The sequence below is a fragment of the Caldifarcimen microaerophilum genome, from assembly GCF_055387105.1.
Genome location: NZ_AP038914.1, coordinates 877,628 through 897,278, shown reverse-complemented (window position 1 = coordinate 897,278; position 19,651 = coordinate 877,628). Strand labels below are relative to the sequence as shown.

Sequence of the window (19,651 nt, the reverse complement as noted above, 5' to 3'; positions counted from 1 at the left end):
GTCAGCGAGGGCGTGCTTGAAAGTCCCGAACGGGTTGCGTATAATACCCTTCGTAGGTGGGCGGTTAGCTCAGCTGGTTAGAGCGCTGGTTTCACATACCAGAGGTCGGAGGTTCGAGTCCTCCACCGCCCACCATCCCGGTTGAACACACCACCCCTTCCATGGGGGTTTCAGGTTATATTGTATGCAAGCGCAAAGACAAAGGTGGGCGGTTAGCTCAGGCGGTTAGAGCGCTTGCTTGACATGCAAGAGGTCGGAGGTTCGAGTCCTCCACCGCCCACCCTGGAGCGATCATGAAGCGGACGTACCAGCCGTCGCGGATTCACCGGAAGCGGGTTCACGGATTCCGGGCCCGGATGCGCACCCGGGGTGGACGTGCGGTCATCAGGCGGCGCCGTGCCAAGGGACGGAAACGCCTCACCCACTGATGGGCGTTTTCCAAAACACGAACGCCTTCGAACGGCCGCTGAGTTTCAGCGGGTTTTGCAGGGAGGCCAATGGGTTTCCACACCTTATTTCGTGGTGTATTATCTTCCGGCCGACACGCGCCGCGTGGGGGTGGCCGCAAGCCGGAAATTCTCCAACAAACCCCGTCGCAACCGGGCAAAGCGCCGGCTTCGGGAGCTCTATCGCCTGCACAAGTCCTGGTTTCGCCCCGGCTGGTACGTCCTGATGGCCCGTCCGCCCATCCTGGAAGCCCGGTGGGAGGAACTGGTGGAGGCCCTGCGCGCCGCGCTGGACAGGCTCTTTCCGGCATCCTGATCGCCCTGATTCGGGCCTATCAGGTCCTGCTTTCTCCCCTGTTCCCGCCTTCCTGCCGTTTCACGCCCACGTGTTCGGCCTATGCGGTGGAGGCGATCCAGGTCCACGGACCCGGCAGGGGACTCTGGCTTGCGGTGCGCCGTGTGCTCAAATGTCACCCCCTCCATCCGGGGGGATATGATCCCGTACCACCGAGGGAGGAAAGAGAACGATGAACGAGACCCATCAAGCACGGAACCTTCTGGTGGCGTTTCTCCTGTCCATGGGGGCGCTTCTGCTGTATCAGAAGTTTTTCCCGCCTTCCCCACCGTCTCAGGCAGAAGTTCAGGCTGATACCACCGTTCAGCGTGCCCCGGCCCTGCCCGAGACAACGGAGGCTTCCCTGTCCGGTGGAGCACTGACCGGACCGTTGGTGGAGGCGGGAACCCTCCACCCCCGGATCCAGCTTGTGGCCGAGGAAGGAACCTACACCTTTTCCGGAGACGGTGCCCTCCTGCGTGTGACCCTCCGGCGCTATCGGGAGCGCTCCGGTGAACCCCTGGCCCTCAACCACCCCGACATTCCCCTGATGACCTTTCCCGTCCCGGGGTACCGGTGGGAGACACCCCTTCCCGAAACCACCCTCACGGAGGGATCCGTGATCTTTGTCCTCCGGGACACGCTGAATGAGCCGGCAGGCACCCTCCGGGTGACGCGCACCGCCCCCTATGCCCTTGCGCTGGAGCTTTCGGCGCCGGACACCTTCTTTCTGGAACTCCCGGCGGGGATCCGGCCCAGCGAGCCCGACCTCCGGGATGAATCCCGCCACCTGAAACTCGTTCTCCTCACGGAAAACAAACAAATCACCCGCAAGCACAAAGACCTGAAAAAGACTTTCCGGAAAGCCCTGGATGAGGTGTACTGGTGGGCCCTTCGCACCAAGTTTTTCGCTGTGGCGGTGGTGGACACCGCCCGATCCTGGGAACGTCTGGAAGCCCATCTTCAGAACGATTCGTCTCTTGTGGTTTCGGTGAAGGTGACCTTCCCGGAAGGACGGCATCACCTTCTGGTTTATGCCGGCCCCATTGAACCCCGCACCCTCTCCCGGGTGGGCTATGGTCTGGCCCGGCTTTTTGACTATGGAAACCCCGTCATCGCCCCCTTCACCCGCTTCATCCTCTGGGCCTTCACCCTCCTCCACCGGGTGATTCCCAACTACGGATGGGTGATCGTGGTGTTTGCCCTCCTGATGAAGCTGGTGTTTGCCCCCCTCACCTTCCGCAGCATCGTGGCCATGAAGAAGATGCAGGACCTCCAACCCCGGCTCAAGTCCCTTCAGAAAAAATACGCCGACGATCCCCAGCGCCTCAACCAGGAGATGATGAAGCTCTATCGTCAGGCCGGGGTGAACCCCCTGTCCGGGTGCCTCCCTCTGCTTTTCCAGCTCCCCGTGTTTTATGGGCTTTATAAGGTCCTTCAGGACTGGATCGAACTCCGGAACGCGCCCTTTATGTTCTGGATTCAGGACCTTTCCCTGCGGGACCCCTATTACGTGCTCCCCATTCTCATGGGCCTGGTGAGCGCCGCCAATGCCTGGCTTTCCAGCCGGGACAATCCCCAGGGGCGGCAGATAGGGGTGATGATGAGCGTGGTGTTCACCTTTGTGTTTCTCAACTTTCCCGCAGGGATTGTGCTGTACTGGATGGTGTATAACGTCTTTTCGGCCATTGAACAGGCCGTGATTCGCCGGATCTATGCAAGCAAGGAGGGCACCCATGCGATACGTTGACAAAGAGGCACCCACCGTGGAGGAAGCGCTGAAAGCTGCCATTGAAGAGGCCGGGATCACCATGGAGGAGGCCTGGTTTGAGGTCCTCAACGACGGGCTTTCGGGAAAACCCGCGAAGGTCCGTCTCTATCTGGACATTGAGGAACTCAACCACCTGGCCGACATCCTCAACGAGATCCTGACCCGGATGGGCTCGGAGCTCCTGGAAATGGAGGTCCGTTCCAAGGGTGGGCAGTATTACGTCAACATCACCACCCGGGGAATGGACGCAGCCCTGATCGGCAGCCGGGGACGCACCCTGGAGGCCCTGCAGTATCTGGTGCGTTTGATGCTCCGCAAGCGAGGGGTGGACCTGCCCATCACCCTGGATGTGGCCGGCTATCTGGAGCGTCGCCGAAAGTTCATCGCCAACAAGGCGGTGGCGGTGGCCCGGAGGGTGCTGGAAACGGGGCAGGAGATGCGGATTGACCAGCTGGGCCCCCGGGAACTTCGCATTGCGGAGCGGGCCATCCGGAAGGTGAAGGGCGTGCGGGCCCAGCGTGTCCACCGGGGGGATGAGGAAATCCTCCTGGTGGTCCCTGAATCCTGATATGGTCGGCCTCCTCTTCGGCCTCCTTGCCTTCCCGTCCCGGCCCGTGGTGGTGGCCACCTATGACGGGCCCATCCACCCCGTGGCCACGGAGTTTATCCTGCGGGGGCTGGAGGAGACCCGGAAGGCCGACGGTGTGTATATCCTCCAGCTCAACACACCCGGCGGGCTGATGGAGTCCATGCGTCGGGTGGTGGATGCCTTTCTCAACAGTTCCGTTCCAGTGGTGGTGTATGTGGCTCCCCGGGGTGCACGAGCGGCATCCGCCGGGACCTTCATCACCCTGGCAGCCCACGTGGCGGCCATGGCGCCGGCGACCCGGATCGGAGCCGCCAGCCCCGTGTCTCTGCAGGGCCAGATGGATTCGGTGATGCTCCGGAAGGCGATGAACGATGCGGCCGCCTATATCCGTTCCATTGCCAGGGCACGGGATCGCAACGTCGACTGGGCGGAACAGGCCGTGCGGGAAGGCGCATCGGTGGGTGCCGATTCCGCCCTCCGTCTGGGTGTGGTGGACCTCATCGCCCCGGATCTGGACGCCCTTCTGGACAGCCTGGACGGACGGGGGGTGGCGGGGGAAACCCTCCGGGTGGACCGGGGGCGGATCCGGCATCTGGAGCCGGGATTGCGGGAGAGAATCCTTGCCCTCCTTGCCGATCCCAATGTGGCGTATATGCTTCTTGTCCTTGGGTTTTATGGCCTTTTCTTTGAACTCTCCCACCCGGGGACCATCTTCCCGGGGGTGTTCGGTGCCATCTCCCTGATCCTGGCCCTCTACGCCTTTCAGATCCTCCCGGTGAACTATGCCGGGGTGCTCCTCATTCTCCTGTCCATGCTCCTCTTTCTCGCGGAGGTGAAAATCACCTCCCACGGTCTTCTGGCGACGGGAGGGGTGGTATCCTTCCTGTTCGGGAGCCTGCTCCTCTTTGACCGGGCCATTCCGGTTCTGAGGATCTCCATGGGTCTGATTCTGTTCTTTCTTGCTCTCACAGCGGCCTTTTTCCTGTTCCTGGTGGCCAAGGCGCTGGCGGCCCAGCGCCGGAAGGTGGTGACCGGGATGGAGGGGCTTGTGGGGGAACAGGGAGAAGCGCGGTCCGAAATCACGTTCCGGGGAGGCAAAGTGTTTGTGCACGGTGAACTCTGGAACGCGGTGAGCGAGGAAAGCATTCCGCCGGGGACACCGGTGGTAGTGGTGGCGGTCCGGGGCATGACCCTTGTGGTGCGCCCGGTGCGCGAGCGATTTCCCCACGAAGCATGAAACGAATTTTTGTCGTGCTTGCCTTTGCCCTCTCTTTCTCCTGTGCCCGGTTCCGGGCCTATTTCAACACCTATTACAACGCCCGCCGCATCTTTCAGGAAGCCGAAGCCCGCTATCTCCGGGAGGGCTTCACGCCGGCCCTTCGGGATGAATACAACAAGGTGATCGAGAAGAGCGTGGTGATCATCCGGTATTTTCCCAACACTCCTTATGTGGATGACGCCCTGTATATGCTGGGGGTTTCCTATCTTCGCCTCAAGGATTATGACCGGGCCCGCCGGCGCTTCCGGGAGCTCCTTTCTGTGTTCCCGGACAGTCCTCTGCGGAGCCAGACCCTCCTGGGACTGGCCGAAGCCTCTCTGCTGGAAGGCCGTCCCGAGGATGCCCGGATCATCCTGGACACCCTCACCCTGCGGAATCGGGACGAACGGCGTCAGGCCCGGCGGTTGAGGCTCCTTGTGGCCCGGGAGGAAGGGGACACCCGGGCATTCCTCAACGCCCTGGTCTCCCTTGCCCGGGAGTTCCCGGACGCGGTGTCGGTGGATCTCTTTCTGGAAGGCATTGATCAGGCCATCCAGGAGGGGTTTTACGATCAGGCGGAAACCCTTCTGGACATCTTCCGGAAAGCGTATGCGCAGACGGACCGGGAGCGTCTGGCCACCCTCCGTTTCGTGGATCTCCTGGCGAGCCGGGGGGATCCCCGGCGGGCGCTATCGGTTCTGGAGGGGATGGAGGTGGACGAACGGGACACCCTCTGGTCGCCGGTGGCCTGGCGGAAGGCCCGGCTCCTGGAGGAGGTGGGGGATTCGGCTCAGGCCGAAAAGCTCCTGCAGGGGCTTGCGCTGAAGCGAACGGTGGAGGGCCAGAAGGCCGCCCTTCTTCTCGGAAAACGGGCCCTGTATGCCGGAAAGGTGGAGGATGCCCGGGTGTGGTTCAACAAAGCGCTGGAGGGGCCCAACGAGAGCATGAAGCAGGAGGCCCGGCGGTGGCTTGCCGGACTCCAGCGTCTGGAGAAGGTGGTGGCCGATTCCACCCTGTCCCGGGAGACGGCATGGATCCGCAAGGCCCAGATCTGGGCCTTTGACTTTGGAGATCGGGAACGGGCCTGGCGTTTTCTGGACAGCCTTCGGGCTGAACGGGAGCCGGCGTCCTGGGACCTCCCGGTCCTGTACCTGGGGGCGCTGGTGGCACCGGATTCGGTTCGACCGGATCTTGTGGCTTTGCTGGAGCGCCGGGATTCCACGGGGTTGTATGTTTCCCGGCTGAAGGAGGCTCGATAAACACGGAGGACATCATGACCCGACGAGCCCTGGTGGATGCTTCGCGTCTCATTGTGGAGGGTCTGGCCCGGGCGGGGGCGGACATCTATGTGGGCTATCCCATCACCCCGGCCAACTGGATCTACGCCTATGCCACCGAGCGGTTTCCCCGCGCACTGGCCGCGCCGGATGAAATCACCACCCTCCAGTGGATGTCCGGGTTTTCGGCGGTGGGGTTGCTTCCGGTCACGGCCACGGCCTTTCCGGGGTTTGCCCTGATGGTGGAGTCCCTGGGCATGGCCTTCATGATGGAACTCCCCATGGTGATCATCCTGGCTCAGCGGATGGGGCCCTCCACCGGGACGGCCACCCTGGGCGCGCAGGGGGATCTCCTGGCTCTGCGGGGGGTGATCTCGGGCGGCTTTCCCCTGCCCACCCTCTCGCCGTCCGACTTCACCTCCGCCTATACCCTTGCAGGACTCGCCCTCCACACCGCGGTGAAACTCCGGAGTCCGGTGGTCCTGCTCACGTCCAAAGAGATGGTGATGACCGAAAAGGCCTTTGACCTTGCTGACCTCCCGGACATCGAACCGGTGAAACGCTCCTTTTATGCAGGTGAAGCCCCCTATCGCCCTTATGCGGACACGCCGGATCGGGTGCCCCCCTTCCTTCCGGTGGGCGACGACCGCCATCAGGTTCGCCTCACCGCCTCCACCCACAATCCGGATGGGATCCTGCAGCACAGTTCACCAGAAGCCATGGCCAACACCCGCCGCCTGTATGAAAAGCTTCTCCACCACCTTTCGTCCTACACCCGGTATGTGTATGAGCCCCATCCAGAAGCACGGGATGTGCTGGTGGCCTGGGGGGTGACGGCGGAGGCTGCCCGGGAAGCCCGGGACATGCTGGTTGCGCAGGGACATCCCATCTCCCTGTTTATCCCCCACACCCTGCTCCCTGTACCCCCGGTGTATGGTGAGATCCTTTCCCGGTATGAACGGGTGTTCGTGGCCGAAGAGAATCTGACCGGGCAGTTCCGGGAACTGCTTGGGGCCTCCTTCCCGCAACTTCGTCTCGTGGGTATCCACCGGATCGGCGGACTGATCGCGCCGGTGGAGATCGTTCAGGAGGTGCGTCGCCATGAAGGTTGAAGAACTCCGGTTTCTGAAAACCACCGCCCTTCCCTTCTGCAAGGGATGCGGCCATCATCATGTGGGATTCAACCTGGAGAAAGCCCTTCAGGGGATTCCGGGGCTTTCGCCCCTGGATGTGATCGTGGTAACCGACATCGGATGTCACGGGATCATTGACAAAGACCTCAACACCCATACGGTTCACGGTCTGCACGGACGTTCGGTGGCCCTGGGAGAGGCCATCGCCATGGCCCTGGAGAATCCCCACAAGCGGGTAATCGTGATGATCGGGGACGGAGGAGCCACCCTGGGGGTGAACCATCTGGTGGAGGCGGCCAACCGGAACGTCCCCATGACGGTGATCATCCACAACAACTTCCTGTATGGCATGACGGGGGGACAGCCGAGCGGTCTCACGCCGGAAGGGTTCCACACCCGGACCACCCCGGAAGGAAAGGGCGAACCGGGCTACCGTCTGGCCGAACTCCTGGCCACAGCGGGCGCATCTCTGGTGTATCGGGTGGTGGGTCTGGGGGACTATTCCGAGGTTCTGCGGGAGGCCGTTCTCCGGGACGGGTTTTCGGTGGTGGAAGTGGTGGAACTGTGCACGGCCTATGCGGTGAAGTTCAATCCGGGGCTGAAACTCAAAGCCATCGTTCAGGAACACGGCTACACGGTGGGGAAAATCGCGGACCATCCCCGGCCGCCCTACCGGCTTCCGGAACCCCGGACAACCTCGTCTCTTCTGGACCATCTGCCCCTGAGGGAGGCGTCGTCGGCGTCCCCCCTCACCCGGCCCGTGGGCATCGTGATGGCGGGATCGGCGGGGGAGGGGGTGCAGAAAGCGGCTGAACTCCTGGCCCTGGCGGGGATGCGGGCAGGGCTTTTTGCGAGCAAGAAGGGAAGTTATCCGGTCACGGTGGGCGTGGGCTTTTCCACGGCGGAAATCATCTTCTCACCGAAAGAGATTCGCTACACGGGGATCCAGAAGCCGGATGTGATGATCTTCACCTCCGAGGATGGACTCCGGCATTCCGGTCACCGGGCGCGAACCATGGATCCCTCCGGTGTGGTGTATGTGGATGCGTCCCTCCCGGTTCCCGAAACGCCCGCCCGGGTGCGGGTGGTGGATTTCCGGAAGCGTGCGGGGGCCCGGAGCGCCATGCTCGCTGCGCTGGTGCAGTTCCTTCAGGATGAAGGGGTGTTCCCGGCCGAATATCTGAAGGAAGAGATTCTGGCAAGCAACCTCGCCGGAAAGGTCAACCTCGAACGCCTGGGCTTTTGAGCACGGAACGCATCCGGCCCCATCATTTCGCCCTCTTCTGGATCGGGCAGTTTGTGTCCACCGCAGGGGATTTTATGTTCTATTCCCTGCTCCCCTTTCTGGTGATGGCGGTGGAGAAGGAAGGGGTGGGCTGGAAAACGGGCTTTGTGAGCTTTGCCGAAACCCTTCCCTTCCTGGTGGTGGCGCCCTTTGCCGGGGCGGTGGTGGATCGCCTCCCCCGGAGGCGGGTGATGATCGCTTCGGATCTCGCCCGGATGGGGGTGCTCCTGAGTTTCTGGGTGTTCTGGGGGCGTGACCTCCGCTTTTTTCATATTGCAGGTCTTGCCTTTCTCCACACGGCCTTTTCCACCTTTTTCATGCCTGCCCGGGACGCCCTGATCCCCCAGATCGCAGGGCGGTTCCTGTTCCAGGCCAACGCCCTCATCCAGAGCTCCACCCAGCTTGCCATGGTGGTGGGCAACGTGCTGGCGGGAAGCCTTCTGGCCCGAGGGGCGGACCTCCTGCGGATGTTCCAGGTCCTCACGGTGGACGCTCTCACCTTCGTGGTTTCGGCCCTCACCCTCCTGGTGCTTCCGGTTCGGGAAGGCCTTCGTCGGGAGGGGAAGAACGTGCTGGTCGAGACGATGGCGGGGTTGCGGTTTGCCCTGCGGCACCGGTTTGTGGGCACCCTCCTGGTGCTCACCGCCCTGGACAACTTCTTCATTATGGGACCGGCCACGGTGGGGGCAAGCCTTTTGGTGAAGAAAACCTTCGGGCTCACAGCGGCAGAGTTTGCCTGGTTTGAGGCCGCCATGGGGCTGGGCTGGCTTGGGGGCACGCTGTTCCTTCTTGCCCGGCCGGTGCAGGATCTGCGCCGGGGGTTGCTCTGGGGAATTGTGCTGGATGGGGCCACCTATCTTCCCTTCCTGTGGATCCGGAGTTTTCCCGTGGCCCTCGGGTTTATTGCCCTCCACGGACTGGCCATTCCCCTCATCACCGTCACCCGGACCACCCTGATCCAGAAGGTGGTCCCGGCGGAATATCAGGGACGGGTGTTTGCCCTGATCCAGCTCACCGTGCTGGGGTTCATGGCCCTTTCCAGCCTGTTCACCGGCGTGCTGGCGGATCATGTCCCCATTCCCCTTGTGTTTTTCATGCCCGGTGTACTCGGAACCCTGACGGGCCTGGTGGGCTTCCGCCTCCTTCCGAAACCCGGGGAGCCGGGGGGGTTGACAGAAAGCCGGTTCCATCCTATATAATACACAGACACAGGAGGTGGACCATGGCCCGCATCAGGGAGCTTTTGAAAGGGGAGAGTGGGGCGAGCGCAGTGGAATACGCCATGATCATCGGCCTCATCGCTCTGGCCACATTTACGGTGTATAAATATGTCGGAATCCGGGTGTTCGTTATCTTGAACAAGATGAACCTTCGCCTTCGCCTTGCCACCCATGTGTACACTCCGAATTGATGAACCAAGGAGGGATGAATGATCGGCGTATGGGTCCTGATGCTCGCCCAGGCAGTGGTTTTTCAGGAAACGTTTGAGAGCGGATCTCTTCCGGCCGGATGGGTCGTGGGCAACGGAGGGGATGCCTCCACCTGGACGGTGGACGCCGCAGCCAGCTATTTCCCTGCCCCTCCCAACGCGGGGACCTTTTCCGTCTTCCTGAACATATCGGTGGCCCAGAACGACACACTCATCACCCCGGCCATCCCCAACGATCCCGCCGCCACCAACCACATTCTGCGGTTTGACGAATCCTGGTGGGGGGAGGGTTCCCCCAGCGGTGAGACCCTGGGGGTGTATGTCCGGACGTTTTCGGGCGGGTCCTGGAGCGGCTGGACCGATCTTCTCGTGATGGAGGTGGTGGACCTCACCATCGGAACCGACACCCTTCCCCTTTCCATTGCAGGCGTGGACAGCTTTCAGCTGGCCTTTCATGTGTGGGGGGATGGGAATGCCCTTACCCTGGGGCTGGATAACATCACGGTGGAAGCCAGCCTCCCGGGTGCCACGGATGTGGGGGTGCGGACGATCCTCTCGCCCCAGGATGGGCAATATGTGGGCGTGGGGAGTTCGGTCCCGGTGGAAGTTTCGGTGGAAAACCTCTCCTCCCAGGCCCAGAGCTTTTCCGTGACCTTCACCATCTGGGACATCTATACCAGTCAGGTGGTGTTCCAGGAAACCCAGAATGTGAGCAATCTTCCTGCCGGTGAAACCACGCTGGTGGCATTCTCAAACTTTTCCCCCACCGCCCAGACAGATTTTCTGGGAGAGGCGGTGGTGCAGCTTGCGGGAGATATGAACCCGTCCAATGACACCCTGCGGGTGAGCTTTTCCTCCGTGCCCTACTTTGGATCTGTCCTGGATTTCTGGGTTCTTCCCGACACCACCTTCACCCGGGTGGCAAACTGCGGAACCTGCTCCAGCGTGTATCTTGTCCGGACCCTCGCACAGGATACGGTGGAGGTGGTGGCCCTGGATCCCGGAACGGGTCAGATCACGTCCCTGTTTCAGGCATACCATGCCACGCCTTTCCTTGCAGGATTCGCGGTGGAAGGGCCGAACACCTTTGCCTTCTCCTGGCTGGACCTTGCTACCGGCCAGTCCACCCTGGAACTGAGGGATGGGAGCGGGGCCCTTGTTGCCCAGCACACCGATGCCCGTTCCGTGATGTCTCTGGATGACGCCCCCGGGGCAGGCACCTTCTATGCCCTGGTGGACCCCGATCTCTCGTCGGCTGGGGAGGATACCCTGATGACGGTCACCATCACATCCGGTGGACTGTCCTGGGTGAACACCGGCATCGTAACCCCCATCGTGAATTTCCTTCCCGGGGCGAGCGTGTATCGCTGGCAGACCGAAGCACCGTGGTATGCCTACACCGACCTGTTTGCCCCCAGCGTTCTCTTTATTCATCACCCCTCCTTCCAGGATTCCGCCAGCCTGGGTTCCCAGATCAACGATGTGACCTTCCAGCGGGTGGATGTGGCTTCGGTTCCGTCGGACAGCGTGTTCGCGGTGTATGTCCTTCAGGGAGACACGCTGAAACTCGTGTCGGTGGGAACCTACTGGGGTGTGGATGTTTCAGAATCCCGGACCACGGAGAAGGTCCAGGTTCGGACGGCTCCGGGTCGGATATTCCTTACAGGTGCGGTGCGCGCCGGTTCCCGGGTCGTGCTGCTGGATGTGCTGGGGCGGCCGGTGTTCCGGGGAGGGGTGAGCCGGGTGCCCTTTGTGATTTCGGTTCCCAGGCGGGGAGTCTTCTTCCTCCGGCTTGAGGGAGACGGGACTTCCCCCATGATTCGCAAAGTATGGATTCCTTAAACAGGAGGTTGGATATGCGCAGGCTCGTCATCATCGGGGCTCTCGTGGTGTTCATGGCAGGGTGCCAGAAGGCGCCCACCACACCCGAGGCGGCCCTCCAGGCGAAATCCGGTGTCGTCCTCCCGGGTGGGGGAAGCGACTATGTTCAGTTCCTGGACGCGAACGACATGGTCGCCCTGGGGATGATCCAGGCTCCCACCACCGACAAGGTGGATCTTCCCTGGAAGCCCGGGGACGCTTCCCTCAACGTGAGCATTTCCTGTGCCGATCTCTTCCAGACCCTCGAGGCGCTGGGCGTCATCAACATTCCGGACAATGTGACCAATTATGTGGACTGCCAGCTGAACGCGGACAGCCAGCTTCCGCCTTCTTATCTCACCATCAGTGCCCTTGCGGGCTGGGGAACGAGCTATCAGGGTTTTGCCGGTGTGGCCGCCGGCGCCGCGGTCGGCATCATCGCCTGGGGGAAGGGGAATTCCCAGGACCCCATTATGGTGGACCTCAGCATTCTGGTGAACGGGACGTTTGAGCGCCAGTTTGGTGGAAGTTTCTCCTTCGGGAGCGTGGCGGAACTCGCCTATGGTGCGGCGGCATTTCTCCGCATTCCGCCCCAGCCCGTCGGCATCCAGATCATGGCGGATTATCTTTACGATGCTGGACCGGGGGTGGATGCCAGCCTGTCCCTCAACTTCCAGGGCAAATGGGCCGGCGATGGGTCCTTTGACCTGAAACCCGTGGCTGCGCAGAAGCCCTTCAAGCCCGTGGCTTCCCTGAACTGAAGCAAGGGATGCTTCGTGCATGCAGGCGAGGGGGAGGGGCGACCCTCCCCCTCGTTTTCCTGACCCTCCTGGCCTGTACGTCCTCGCCACCCGGTGAAGGGACATGGGCCCTTCCCCGAAGGGATGACCCTTTAGGGATTGTTCCGATTGGTGGAACCTTCCTGGTGACCTATCGCGATGGTGCGGTGTTCCGGGGGCCCCCCTGGGAGGAAATTCTTCACCTGCCTCCCGGTCGTGTTCTTCGCAAGGACGGGCATACGTGGTTCTGGATCGCCCGGGACCGACATCATCTCTTGCGGGTAAGATTCCCCGAGGTGGACACCCTGCTGGCCCTTCCGGACACGGTCCCCTCCACCCTTCTCGGCATGGACCCCGAAGGGGACGCCCTGCTCGTGACCCTCACCTCCCGATTGCTGCTTTTCCATAAGGGACGGTGGTGGACGCTTCCGTTTCGGGGCCAGACGGCGGCCTTGCGTGTGAAGAGGGGGATGCTGGAGGTGTTCTGGGCGGTGGGGGGGGAGGTGATGGGGAGCCGATCCGGGGACGGGGGACGCACGTGGTCCTCGCCGGACACCCTCCTTGCCTTCCCCTATCCCGTCCTGGAGATCCACCCCCTCCAGAACGCCCTGGTGCTGGGCTGGTCGCCCGTTCTGGGCCCTCCCCTGGGGTATGTGTTTCTGCATCCCGACCATGGCCGCCGAAAACCCCTGCTTCTCTGGGGAGGGAATCGGGGTCTGGTGGGCTCACGCGTGCTGGAGGCCGATTCTCTGCTGGTGCTTGTCACCACACCGGTGGACACGGCCTTTCATCCCGAAGGGGTCCGGGTGCGGGGGGTCTCTCTCCCTTCGGGCAAGGTCCGGACCGACACCCTTCTTATCCCCGGCATGTGGCTGTATGATGTGGAACTCCAGGGGGATGTTCTCTCGGTGGTGGCGGCCTGGAAGGATACCCTGATTCGGAAAAACCTAAAGCTCCGCCGGTAGGAGCCGCACGCCGTTGCCTCCCTCCACGATCACCACCCACCGGTCCGTGAGGGCCACGTCATACACGTGGCTTTCGGCCGGGACCGCCTTGAGGAGACGAAGGGTTCGGGCCTCCGGATCATACCGGTGGATCTGGACGCCTTCCCGTCCCAGGGCCAGAATCATCCGATCCCCTCTCCAGCGGACTCGCTCCACCTTCCGGGCAAGGGGGAAGGAGAACTTCAGGGGTTTGCCTTTCAGGCTGCGGGAGAGAAAGTCCACCTCCATGAGATAACCGGTGGAATCCTGACAGAACACCACCACATAGGCCCGGCTCCCTCCGCCCTGACGGATGGGACAGGGAGGGGTGAGGCTGAAGAGAACCTCCCTGGAAAGCTGCACCATGTCAAACACCTGGATGCCCAGACGGGCGTCCACGATCATCAGGAACTGCCCCACCGTGAACATGTCCCGCACATCCGGATAGTCAAAGAAGAGCACTTCCCGGGCGCGGAAGGGTTCCAGGCTCAGGGAAAAGGCCCGCACACCGGCGCCCTTTTCAAACACAAACACCAGGGTGTCCATGCCGGTCACCCGGCTGGCAAAGGCTTCCGAAGGGATTTTCCCCACGAAGGTGAGCTTTTCTCCTTCCCACCGGTACACCTGGTAGCCCTCCCATCCCACGGCCGCGACCAGAAGTTGCTCACTCCCCCACAGATCCTTGACCACCTCCCGAACGGGAACCTCCTGGACCAGGGTCCCGTCAGGAAGACGGTACACTGCGATCATTTCGGACGTCCCCACGGCCATGTGGAGGGAGTCCAGGAACCACACCGAGCGGGCCGATCCCGCTGGAACCAGGTGAAGGGCCTGGATCAGGGCAAGAGCAAGCATGGTCCCTCCTGTCAGGGACGGATATCGACCCCCACGCCCAGTTCGTTGCGGAGGACCCGAAGCCGGATTTCCACGGGGTCAAGATGGGCTGAGATATAGGCATCCGCCGTGGCATAGGCCCAGAAGGTGAGATACCAGAAGAAGGAGAACAGGGCGTCCTGCTGTCGGGCAAGGAACACCTCACGATCGGCCAGGCTTCCCGTTTGCCGATAGGTCCGGAGGGCATCATAGGCATCCCACGCCCGGGTGGCGGTCTGGAGAAGGAAGAACGCCTCCCCCGCCCCCAGGATCAGGCCGGCCACGGGTTTTCCGTTGTAAAACTGCCCTCCTCCCGGCACCAGGCTCCACCACACCGCCTTCCCGGGATCCCGCACCGGGACCGTCTGAAGAAGCCCCATCATCAGCACGGCGCCCATCATATGCCGATAGCGTACAGAACATCTCGGGTTCCGTCAATACCTCCGGAAGACCGCTGGCAGGGCTGTGAGGGCGGACCTGCGGGCCAGAAGTTTCATGGTGGGACGCACAGGGGTGCGGTTGTGGATTTCAGGCAGGGGGCGTACAATATGGCCATGTCGGATCTCGCCGCCTTTCGAGTTGCCCTGGAACGCCGGGTGGGGGAGCACAAGGTGGTGGACACCCCCGAGCACCGGATGCAATATGCCTTTGATGCCTCGGGGATTTCCACGCCCTATCCCCCCGATCTGGTGTTTCATCCGGAATCCACTGAGGACGTGCGAATCGCGCTGGAACTTGCCGAGCAGTATGGTGTTCCCGTTGTCCCCCGGGGTGCGGGGACGGGGGTGACCGGGGGCGCGCTGGCGGTGAGAGGGGGGCTGATGATCGTCCTGGATCGGATGAACCGGGTGCTGGAGATCGACCGGGAGAGCCTTCAGGTCCACGTGGAACCGGGGGTGATCACCGGAGATCTCCATCACGCGGTGGAGGCCGAAGGCCTTTTCTATCCGCCCGATCCCGCCAGCCTTTCCATGTGCTCCATCGGGGGAAACGTGGCGGAGAACGCCGGAGGTCCCCGGGCCCTCAAATACGGCGTCACCCGCCACTACGTTTTGTCTCTGGAAGCCGTTCTGCCGGGAGGGCACGTCCTCCATCTCGGGAGGCCCACCCGGAAATGGGTGGCGGGCTATGATCTTCCGGGACTTTTCGTGGGCAGTGAGGGCACCCTGGGGGTGATCACCCGGATCACCCTGCGGCTCCTGCCCCGCCCCGGCCATGTGGTGGGGCTGTGGGCCCTCTTTCGGGAGGAAGAAGATGCGGCGGCCACGGCGACGGAGATCCTTCAGGCCGGTGTGCTCCCCCGGGCACTGGAGTTTGCCGATCGCTTCAGCATGGACGTGATCCGGGAGGACCTGCCGGATCTGCCGGAGGAGGCCCGGGCCTTTCTCCTGGTGGAACTGGATGGGGATGAACCCCCGGCGGTGGAACCCGCCCTGTTCCGGGTGGGGGAGATTCTTGACAGAAAGGCCCTGGACGTCCGGGTGGGAGAGGGGTACGGTCAGATGGACCGCATCTGGGAAGCCCGGAGAAAAATCCTTCCCTCCCTAGAAAAGCTGGGACGGGTGCGTTCGGAAGACGTGGTGGTGCCCCGCCGGCACCTGGTGGAACTCGTACGGCGGGTCCATGCCCTCCGGGAAGCGTCAGGCCTTGTGATCACGGCCTTCGGGCATATCGGCGACGGAAACCTCCATGTGAACATTGTGGCGGAGGACCCCGCGTCCCCGGAGATCCTCCCCTGGGTGGAACAACTGTATCACCACGTGATCGAACTGGGCGGGACGATTGCGGGGGAGCACGGGGTGGGGCTGTTGAAACGGGACTTCCTTCCGCTGGAGATGGACCCCCTGACCCGGGCGCTTTCCCAGCGGATCAAGCGTCTTCTGGATCCGAAAGGCATCATGAATCCGGGCAAGATCTGGACGGATGAAGGCTGACAGGTTTCGCCGGGAAACGCAGAAAGAAAAGCGGGCCCGTCTCAAGGAGATCCTGAGGCGTCTGGACGGGCATCCCCTTCTCAAGGATGCGGCCATCTGGGATCTCAAGGCTCAGAAGAAAACGCCTTTTCAGGCGCTGGTGGCCACCCTGCTCTCCTCCCGCACCCGGGACGAGACCACCGCCGAGGTGGCCCGGAAGCTTTTTCAGGAAATCCGGAAGCCCGAAGACATTTTGAAGTTTTCCGAGGAGGAACTTGCGAAGAAGATCTATCCGGTGGGGTTTTACCGGACCAAAGCCCGGATGCTCCGGGCCCTTGCAAAGACGCTTCTTGAAGCCCATGGCGGGGAGGTTCCCCGGGACCGGGAGGCCCTGATGCGCCTCCCCGGGGTGGGTCGAAAAACGGCCAACGTCGTCCTGGCGGAGGTGTGGGGGGAGCCCACCATCGGGGTGGACGTGCATGTCCACCGCATCGCCCGCCGTCTGGGGCTCGCCCGCACCCGCAAACCCGAAGAAACGGAGCGGGTGCTGGAGCGCCTCACCGATCCGGAGGACCGTCCGCGGGTGAACCGCCTTCTCGTGGCCCTGGGGCAGCGGGTGTGCCTCCCCCGCCGGCCGAAGTGCGAAATCTGTCCCATCCGCGACCTCTGCCCCACCGGGCAGGAAGGTGGAGCATAGGGCTTTCTCCCGGAGGCGAATCATGAAGAGGATCCTGTGGTTTGCCCTCCTTCTGGGGAGGGGCAGTGGATGTGCCCAGAATGCGTCCCCATCGCCCGGTACGGTGGGGGTGCATGCCGTGGGGGCCTGGCCTCTTGGCCCTTCCCGCGCCCTTGCCCTGGACACGGTACGGAGTCTGGTGTTCCTTACCACCCCACCCTGAACATCCTCGCCTCGCCAGCCACCCATCAGGCACACCTGTGAAAAGCCTGTGAATTCACGAGAACCGTGCGTTTGTGATCAGGTGGGGAGGGGGGATGCGCGGGGAGTGGCTGTGAGCGGACCCACGGCTTTTCTGGCCACCGGATCGGCTGGGCTGCGGAGGCTGGATCTCTCCCGTCTGGATGATCCGATGGAAGTGGATCATATGGATTTTCGGGTTCGATGGAGGATGTGTTCGTTGCAGGGGATCTTGTGCTGTCGCTCCTGGTGGGTTGCGCATCGCCGAACTTTCCGGGACGTCTCTCCGGGAGGTGGGAGCCTATCCCCTGTCCGGTTGGGTGCGGATCCTCGCCGTGCAGGATGGATTGACGCTGATCTCAACTGGGGGGAGGGTGGTGGTTCTGGACATTTCGGATCCGGCAGCGCCGAGGAAAATCGGCGAGTACGTGGCCGGAGGGGTCATCCAGGATGGGGTGGTGGTGGACAACCGTGGCTATCTGGTCGTTCGCGGCCGGGGACTGGTGATCCTGGACGTCTCCGATCCCGCTGCCCCTGTGGAGGTGGGGACATGGGGCGGACCTCAGCTGATTTCCGTGGCTGCTTCCGGGAGCCACGCATGGGTTGCGGACAGCGCCGGGAAGGTCCATATCCTGAATGTGGAGGATCCTGTGCGGCCCCGGGTGGTGGGGGTCGTGGAGAGTGACGATGCCGTGCGGGACCTTCCCTTGCGGGAACCTATCTGTGGGTTGGCGGCGAGACCCGGATCCAGGTGCTGGACATCTCCGATCCGGTGCGTCCCCGGGAGGTGGGGGCTTCCGTCCTTCCTGCTCCGGCTGTGAGGGTGGTGATGGCCGAAGGGTATGAGGGGTATGGTTTTGTGGCGGAGGGGGGGCGGGCTTGCAGATTTTCCGGGTGTTTCCGTGACGGGCGGAATGCAAGGGTCTGTGGCTGAACGTTCAGCCTTTCGGGCGTATAATACGCCGAAAACATTTCCCAAGGAAGGAGGAAGACGGATGGGTAAAGGAAAAATCCGTGTGGCCATCATTGGCGTGGGGAACTGCGCCTCCAGTCTGGTGCAGGGTGTGCACTATTACCGCAACGCCAAACCCGGTGATTTCATCCCCGGAATCATGCACGTGGATTTCGGGGGCTATCACATCAGTGACATTGAGTTTGTTGCGGCCTTCGACATCGACCAGCGGAAGGTGGGCAAGGACATTTCCGAAGCCATTTTTGCCCCGCCCAACAACACCTACAAGTTCACCGACGTGCCCAAGCTCAACGCGAAAGTGTATCGGGGCATGACCCACGACGGGATCGGGAAATACCTGGCGGACGTGATCATCAAGGCCCCCGGACCCACGGACGACGTGATCAAAATCCTCCGGGACGAGGGTGTGGACGTGGTGGTCAACTTCCTTCCCGTGGGGAGCGAAGAGGCCACCAAGTGGTATGTGGAGCAGGTCCTTCAGGCCGGCGCGGCCTTCGTGAACGGGATTCCGGTGTTCATCGCCACCTCGCCCTACTGGAGCAAGCGGTTTGAGGAAGCCGGTCTGCCCCTCATCGGAGACGACATCAAGTCCCAGGTGGGTGCCACCATCCTCCACCGCACCCTGGCCCAGCTCTTCATTGATCGGGGCGTGAAACTGGAGCGCACTTATCAGATCAACTTCGGAGGCAACACCGACTTCCTGAACATGCTGGAGCGGGAGCGTCTGCACTCCAAGAAAATCTCCAAAACCCAGGCGGTCACCAGCCTCCTGCCCTATGACCTGGGTGAGGAAAACGTCCATGTGGGACCGTCGGACTACATCCCCTGGCTCAAAGACCGGAAATGGTGCTACATCCGGATGGAGGGCCGTACCTTCGGTGACGTGCCCCTCAACGTGGAGTGCAAACTGGAGGTGTGGGACTCCCCCAACTCCGCCGGTGTGATGATCGACGCCATCCGGGCGGCCAAGATCGCCAAGGATGCCGGCCTTGCGGGGCCCATTGTGGAGCCCTCCGCCTATTTCATGAAGTCCCCGCCAGAGCAGATTCCCGACTTTGAGGCCCGTCGCCGTCTGGAGGAGTGGATCAAGAAGTATTCCCAGCTCTCCACCGACGGCAAGGCCAAAGAAAAGGCCAAAGCCAAGAAGGAATCCTGAGGCATTGGGGCGGTGGGGGTTCTTCATCACCTTTGAGGGGATCGAGGGGAGCGGCAAGACCACCCTCGCCCACCGCCTCGCGGAATCCTTCCGGGCTCTCGGGGTGGAGGTGGTGGAAACCCGGGAGCCCGGGGGGACCCCTCCCGCCGAAGCCATCCGCCAGGCCCTGCTCAACCCCGAATTTTCCTGGGATCCCTGGGCAGAGGTGTTTGCCATGCTGGCATCCCGGCGGGAGAACGTGGCCAAAGTGATCCGCCCGGCCCTCCAGCGGGGGGCGGTGGTGATCTGTGACCGGTATATGGACTCCACCTACGCTTACCAGGGGTTTGGCCGGGGCCTGCCCCTCCGGGTGCTTGCCCGTCTTCACCGCCACGCCATTGACCACATCAAACCCAACCTGACTTTCCTGGTGGACCTCCCTGTGGACGAGGCCTTCCGCCGTCTGGGGAAGGATCGGGACCGGTTTGAGCAGGAAGATATGGCCTTCCACCAGCGGGTCCGGGAGGGCTATCTGAAACTCGCCCGAAGGGCCCGCAAACGCTTTGTGGTCCTGGACGGGACCCGTCCCGTGGACGAACTTCACGATCAGGTGATCCATGTCGCCCTTCAGCGCTATCAGGAGAAAACCCGCCGGCGCCTTGACATTTCCAGAATCAACCCCGATCATTAATGCGCC

At 62.5% G+C, this 19,651-nt stretch carries 22 protein-coding genes and 2 tRNA genes; 22 read left to right on the top strand and 2 right to left on the bottom strand.

What is annotated here, in order from left to right; all coding sequences use genetic code 11:
* The first annotated feature begins 58 nt into the window (after positions 1-58).
* The 16 genes from AC6HU3_RS04195 (at position 59) to AC6HU3_RS04120 (ending at position 13,126) form a co-directional block, all read left to right on the top strand.
* A tRNA-Val gene (locus tag AC6HU3_RS04195) sits at positions 59-135 on the top strand.
* Positions 136-206: 71 nt separating this feature from the next.
* Positions 207-280 (top strand) — tRNA-Val (locus AC6HU3_RS04190).
* Between the two features lie 13 nt (positions 281-293).
* Complete coding sequence (gene rpmH / locus AC6HU3_RS04185) at positions 294-428, top strand: 50S ribosomal protein L34 (protein ID WP_497474929.1); 135 nt, start codon at positions 294-296, stop codon at positions 426-428.
* Positions 370-762, top strand: coding sequence for a ribonuclease P protein component (gene rnpA, locus AC6HU3_RS04180; protein ID WP_497474927.1), 393 nt, complete (start codon positions 370-372; stop codon positions 760-762). Before rpmH ends, rnpA begins: the two co-directional genes overlap by 59 nt.
* The gene (gene yidD, locus AC6HU3_RS04175; protein WP_497536284.1) at positions 756-977 is read left to right on the top strand and encodes a membrane protein insertion efficiency factor YidD; all 222 of its coding nucleotides are present in this window, start codon (positions 756-758) and stop codon (positions 975-977) included. The genes rnpA and yidD overlap by 7 nt, the downstream gene beginning before the upstream one ends.
* Entirely contained in the window at positions 974-2,530 is a 1,557-nt protein-coding gene (gene yidC, locus AC6HU3_RS04170; RefSeq protein WP_497474925.1) for a membrane protein insertase YidC, read from the top strand. The genes yidD and yidC overlap by 4 nt, the downstream gene beginning before the upstream one ends.
* On the top strand, positions 2,517-3,119 hold the full coding sequence (locus AC6HU3_RS04165; RefSeq protein ID WP_497474923.1) for a Jag family protein: 603 nt from the start codon (positions 2,517-2,519) through the stop codon (positions 3,117-3,119). Before yidC ends, AC6HU3_RS04165 begins: the two co-directional genes overlap by 14 nt.
* A 1-nt stretch (position 3,120) precedes the next feature.
* Positions 3,121-4,377 (top strand): NfeD family protein, encoded by a 1,257-nt coding sequence (locus tag AC6HU3_RS04160; RefSeq protein ID WP_497474921.1) that lies wholly within the window; start codon positions 3,121-3,123, stop codon positions 4,375-4,377.
* Complete coding sequence (locus tag AC6HU3_RS04155) at positions 4,374-5,657, top strand: tetratricopeptide repeat protein (RefSeq protein ID WP_497474920.1); 1,284 nt, start codon at positions 4,374-4,376, stop codon at positions 5,655-5,657. Before AC6HU3_RS04160 ends, AC6HU3_RS04155 begins: the two co-directional genes overlap by 4 nt.
* A gap of 14 nt (positions 5,658-5,671) precedes the next feature.
* On the top strand, positions 5,672-6,787 hold the full coding sequence (locus AC6HU3_RS04150; protein WP_497474918.1) for a hypothetical protein: 1,116 nt from the start codon (positions 5,672-5,674) through the stop codon (positions 6,785-6,787).
* On the top strand, positions 6,777-8,054 hold the full coding sequence (locus AC6HU3_RS04145; RefSeq protein ID WP_497474917.1) for a thiamine pyrophosphate-dependent enzyme: 1,278 nt from the start codon (positions 6,777-6,779) through the stop codon (positions 8,052-8,054). The genes AC6HU3_RS04150 and AC6HU3_RS04145 overlap by 11 nt, the downstream gene beginning before the upstream one ends.
* Positions 8,051-9,292 (top strand): MFS transporter, encoded by a 1,242-nt coding sequence (locus AC6HU3_RS04140; RefSeq protein ID WP_497474916.1) that lies wholly within the window; start codon positions 8,051-8,053, stop codon positions 9,290-9,292. Before AC6HU3_RS04145 ends, AC6HU3_RS04140 begins: the two co-directional genes overlap by 4 nt.
* 23 nt (positions 9,293-9,315) lie before the next feature.
* Positions 9,316-9,504, top strand: coding sequence for a Flp family type IVb pilin (locus tag AC6HU3_RS04135; protein ID WP_497474915.1), 189 nt, complete (start codon positions 9,316-9,318; stop codon positions 9,502-9,504).
* A gap of 18 nt (positions 9,505-9,522) precedes the next feature.
* Positions 9,523-11,364 carry a hypothetical protein gene (locus tag AC6HU3_RS04130; RefSeq protein WP_497474913.1) on the top strand — a complete coding sequence of 614 codons (1,842 nt, stop codon included), beginning with the start codon at positions 9,523-9,525 and terminating at the stop codon, positions 11,362-11,364.
* A gap of 14 nt (positions 11,365-11,378) precedes the next feature.
* Entirely contained in the window at positions 11,379-12,143 is a 765-nt protein-coding gene (locus AC6HU3_RS04125; protein ID WP_497474911.1) for a hypothetical protein, read from the top strand.
* Between the two features lie 164 nt (positions 12,144-12,307).
* Positions 12,308-13,126: a hypothetical protein gene (locus AC6HU3_RS04120; RefSeq protein WP_497474909.1), complete on the top strand. Its 819-nt coding sequence runs from the start codon at positions 12,308-12,310 to the stop codon at positions 13,124-13,126.
* On the opposite strand, the gene AC6HU3_RS04115 is transcribed toward AC6HU3_RS04120, so the two are convergent.
* Both AC6HU3_RS04115 and AC6HU3_RS04110 read right to left on the bottom strand, forming a co-directional pair.
* Positions 13,109-13,999 carry a hypothetical protein gene (locus AC6HU3_RS04115; protein WP_497474908.1) on the bottom strand — a complete coding sequence of 297 codons (891 nt, stop codon included), beginning with the start codon at positions 13,997-13,999 and terminating at the stop codon, positions 13,109-13,111. The two genes, AC6HU3_RS04120 and AC6HU3_RS04115, sit on opposite strands and share 18 nt — an antisense overlap.
* Positions 14,000-14,010: 11 nt before the next feature.
* Positions 14,011-14,418 (bottom strand): DUF5683 domain-containing protein, encoded by a 408-nt coding sequence (locus tag AC6HU3_RS04110; RefSeq protein ID WP_497474907.1) that lies wholly within the window; start codon positions 14,416-14,418, stop codon positions 14,011-14,013.
* 147 nt (positions 14,419-14,565) lie between these two features.
* On the opposite strand from AC6HU3_RS04110, the gene AC6HU3_RS04105 reads away from it, so the two are divergent.
* The 6 genes from AC6HU3_RS04105 (at position 14,566) to tmk (ending at position 19,645) form a co-directional block, all read left to right on the top strand.
* Entirely contained in the window at positions 14,566-15,951 is a 1,386-nt protein-coding gene (locus AC6HU3_RS04105; protein ID WP_497474905.1) for an FAD-binding oxidoreductase, read from the top strand.
* Positions 15,941-16,627, top strand: coding sequence for an endonuclease III domain-containing protein (locus AC6HU3_RS04100; RefSeq protein WP_497474904.1), 687 nt, complete (start codon positions 15,941-15,943; stop codon positions 16,625-16,627). The genes AC6HU3_RS04105 and AC6HU3_RS04100 overlap by 11 nt, the downstream gene beginning before the upstream one ends.
* Before the next feature lie 22 nt (positions 16,628-16,649).
* Complete coding sequence (locus tag AC6HU3_RS04095) at positions 16,650-16,829, top strand: hypothetical protein (RefSeq protein ID WP_497474903.1); 180 nt, start codon at positions 16,650-16,652, stop codon at positions 16,827-16,829.
* Positions 16,830-17,100: 271 nt separating this feature from the next.
* Positions 17,101-17,667 carry an LVIVD repeat-containing protein gene (locus AC6HU3_RS04090; protein WP_497474901.1) on the top strand — a complete coding sequence of 189 codons (567 nt, stop codon included), beginning with the start codon at positions 17,101-17,103 and terminating at the stop codon, positions 17,665-17,667.
* Positions 17,668-17,841: 174 nt separating this feature from the next.
* The gene (locus AC6HU3_RS04085) at positions 17,842-18,975 is read left to right on the top strand and encodes an inositol-3-phosphate synthase (RefSeq protein ID WP_497474899.1); all 1,134 of its coding nucleotides are present in this window, start codon (positions 17,842-17,844) and stop codon (positions 18,973-18,975) included.
* A 4-nt stretch (positions 18,976-18,979) separates the two neighbouring features.
* Positions 18,980-19,645, top strand: a complete 666-nt coding sequence (gene tmk / locus AC6HU3_RS04080; RefSeq protein WP_497474897.1) for a dTMP kinase — start codon at positions 18,980-18,982, stop codon at positions 19,643-19,645.
* Positions 19,646-19,651 lie beyond the last annotated feature (6 nt).

What these genes read in the sequence shown, in the direction of transcription:
- rpmH (WP_497474929.1), top strand. Translation starts at nt 294, where the DNA reads ATGAAGCGGACGTACCAGCCGTCGCGGATTCACCGGAAGCGGGTTCAC.
- yidC (WP_497474925.1), top strand. Translation starts at nt 974, where the DNA reads ATGAACGAGACCCATCAAGCACGGAACCTTCTGGTGGCGTTTCTCCTG.
- AC6HU3_RS04165 (WP_497474923.1), top strand. Translation starts at nt 2,517, where the DNA reads ATGCGATACGTTGACAAAGAGGCACCCACCGTGGAGGAAGCGCTGAAA.
- AC6HU3_RS04160 (WP_497474921.1), top strand. Translation starts at nt 3,121, where the DNA reads ATGGTCGGCCTCCTCTTCGGCCTCCTTGCCTTCCCGTCCCGGCCCGTG.
- AC6HU3_RS04155 (WP_497474920.1), top strand. Translation starts at nt 4,374, where the DNA reads ATGAAACGAATTTTTGTCGTGCTTGCCTTTGCCCTCTCTTTCTCCTGT.
- AC6HU3_RS04150 (WP_497474918.1), top strand. Translation starts at nt 5,672, where the DNA reads ATGACCCGACGAGCCCTGGTGGATGCTTCGCGTCTCATTGTGGAGGGT.
- AC6HU3_RS04145 (WP_497474917.1), top strand. Translation starts at nt 6,777, where the DNA reads ATGAAGGTTGAAGAACTCCGGTTTCTGAAAACCACCGCCCTTCCCTTC.
- AC6HU3_RS04135 (WP_497474915.1), top strand. Translation starts at nt 9,316, where the DNA reads ATGGCCCGCATCAGGGAGCTTTTGAAAGGGGAGAGTGGGGCGAGCGCA.
- AC6HU3_RS04130 (WP_497474913.1), top strand. Translation starts at nt 9,523, where the DNA reads ATGATCGGCGTATGGGTCCTGATGCTCGCCCAGGCAGTGGTTTTTCAG.
- AC6HU3_RS04125 (WP_497474911.1), top strand. Translation starts at nt 11,379, where the DNA reads ATGCGCAGGCTCGTCATCATCGGGGCTCTCGTGGTGTTCATGGCAGGG.
- AC6HU3_RS04115 (WP_497474908.1), bottom strand. Translation starts at nt 13,999, where the DNA reads ATGCTTGCTCTTGCCCTGATCCAGGCCCTTCACCTGGTTCCAGCGGGA.
- AC6HU3_RS04110 (WP_497474907.1), bottom strand. Translation starts at nt 14,418, where the DNA reads ATGATGGGCGCCGTGCTGATGATGGGGCTTCTTCAGACGGTCCCGGTG.
- AC6HU3_RS04105 (WP_497474905.1), top strand. Translation starts at nt 14,566, where the DNA reads ATGGCCATGTCGGATCTCGCCGCCTTTCGAGTTGCCCTGGAACGCCGG.
- AC6HU3_RS04100 (WP_497474904.1), top strand. Translation starts at nt 15,941, where the DNA reads ATGAAGGCTGACAGGTTTCGCCGGGAAACGCAGAAAGAAAAGCGGGCC.
- AC6HU3_RS04095 (WP_497474903.1), top strand. Translation starts at nt 16,650, where the DNA reads ATGAAGAGGATCCTGTGGTTTGCCCTCCTTCTGGGGAGGGGCAGTGGA.
- AC6HU3_RS04085 (WP_497474899.1), top strand. Translation starts at nt 17,842, where the DNA reads ATGGGTAAAGGAAAAATCCGTGTGGCCATCATTGGCGTGGGGAACTGC.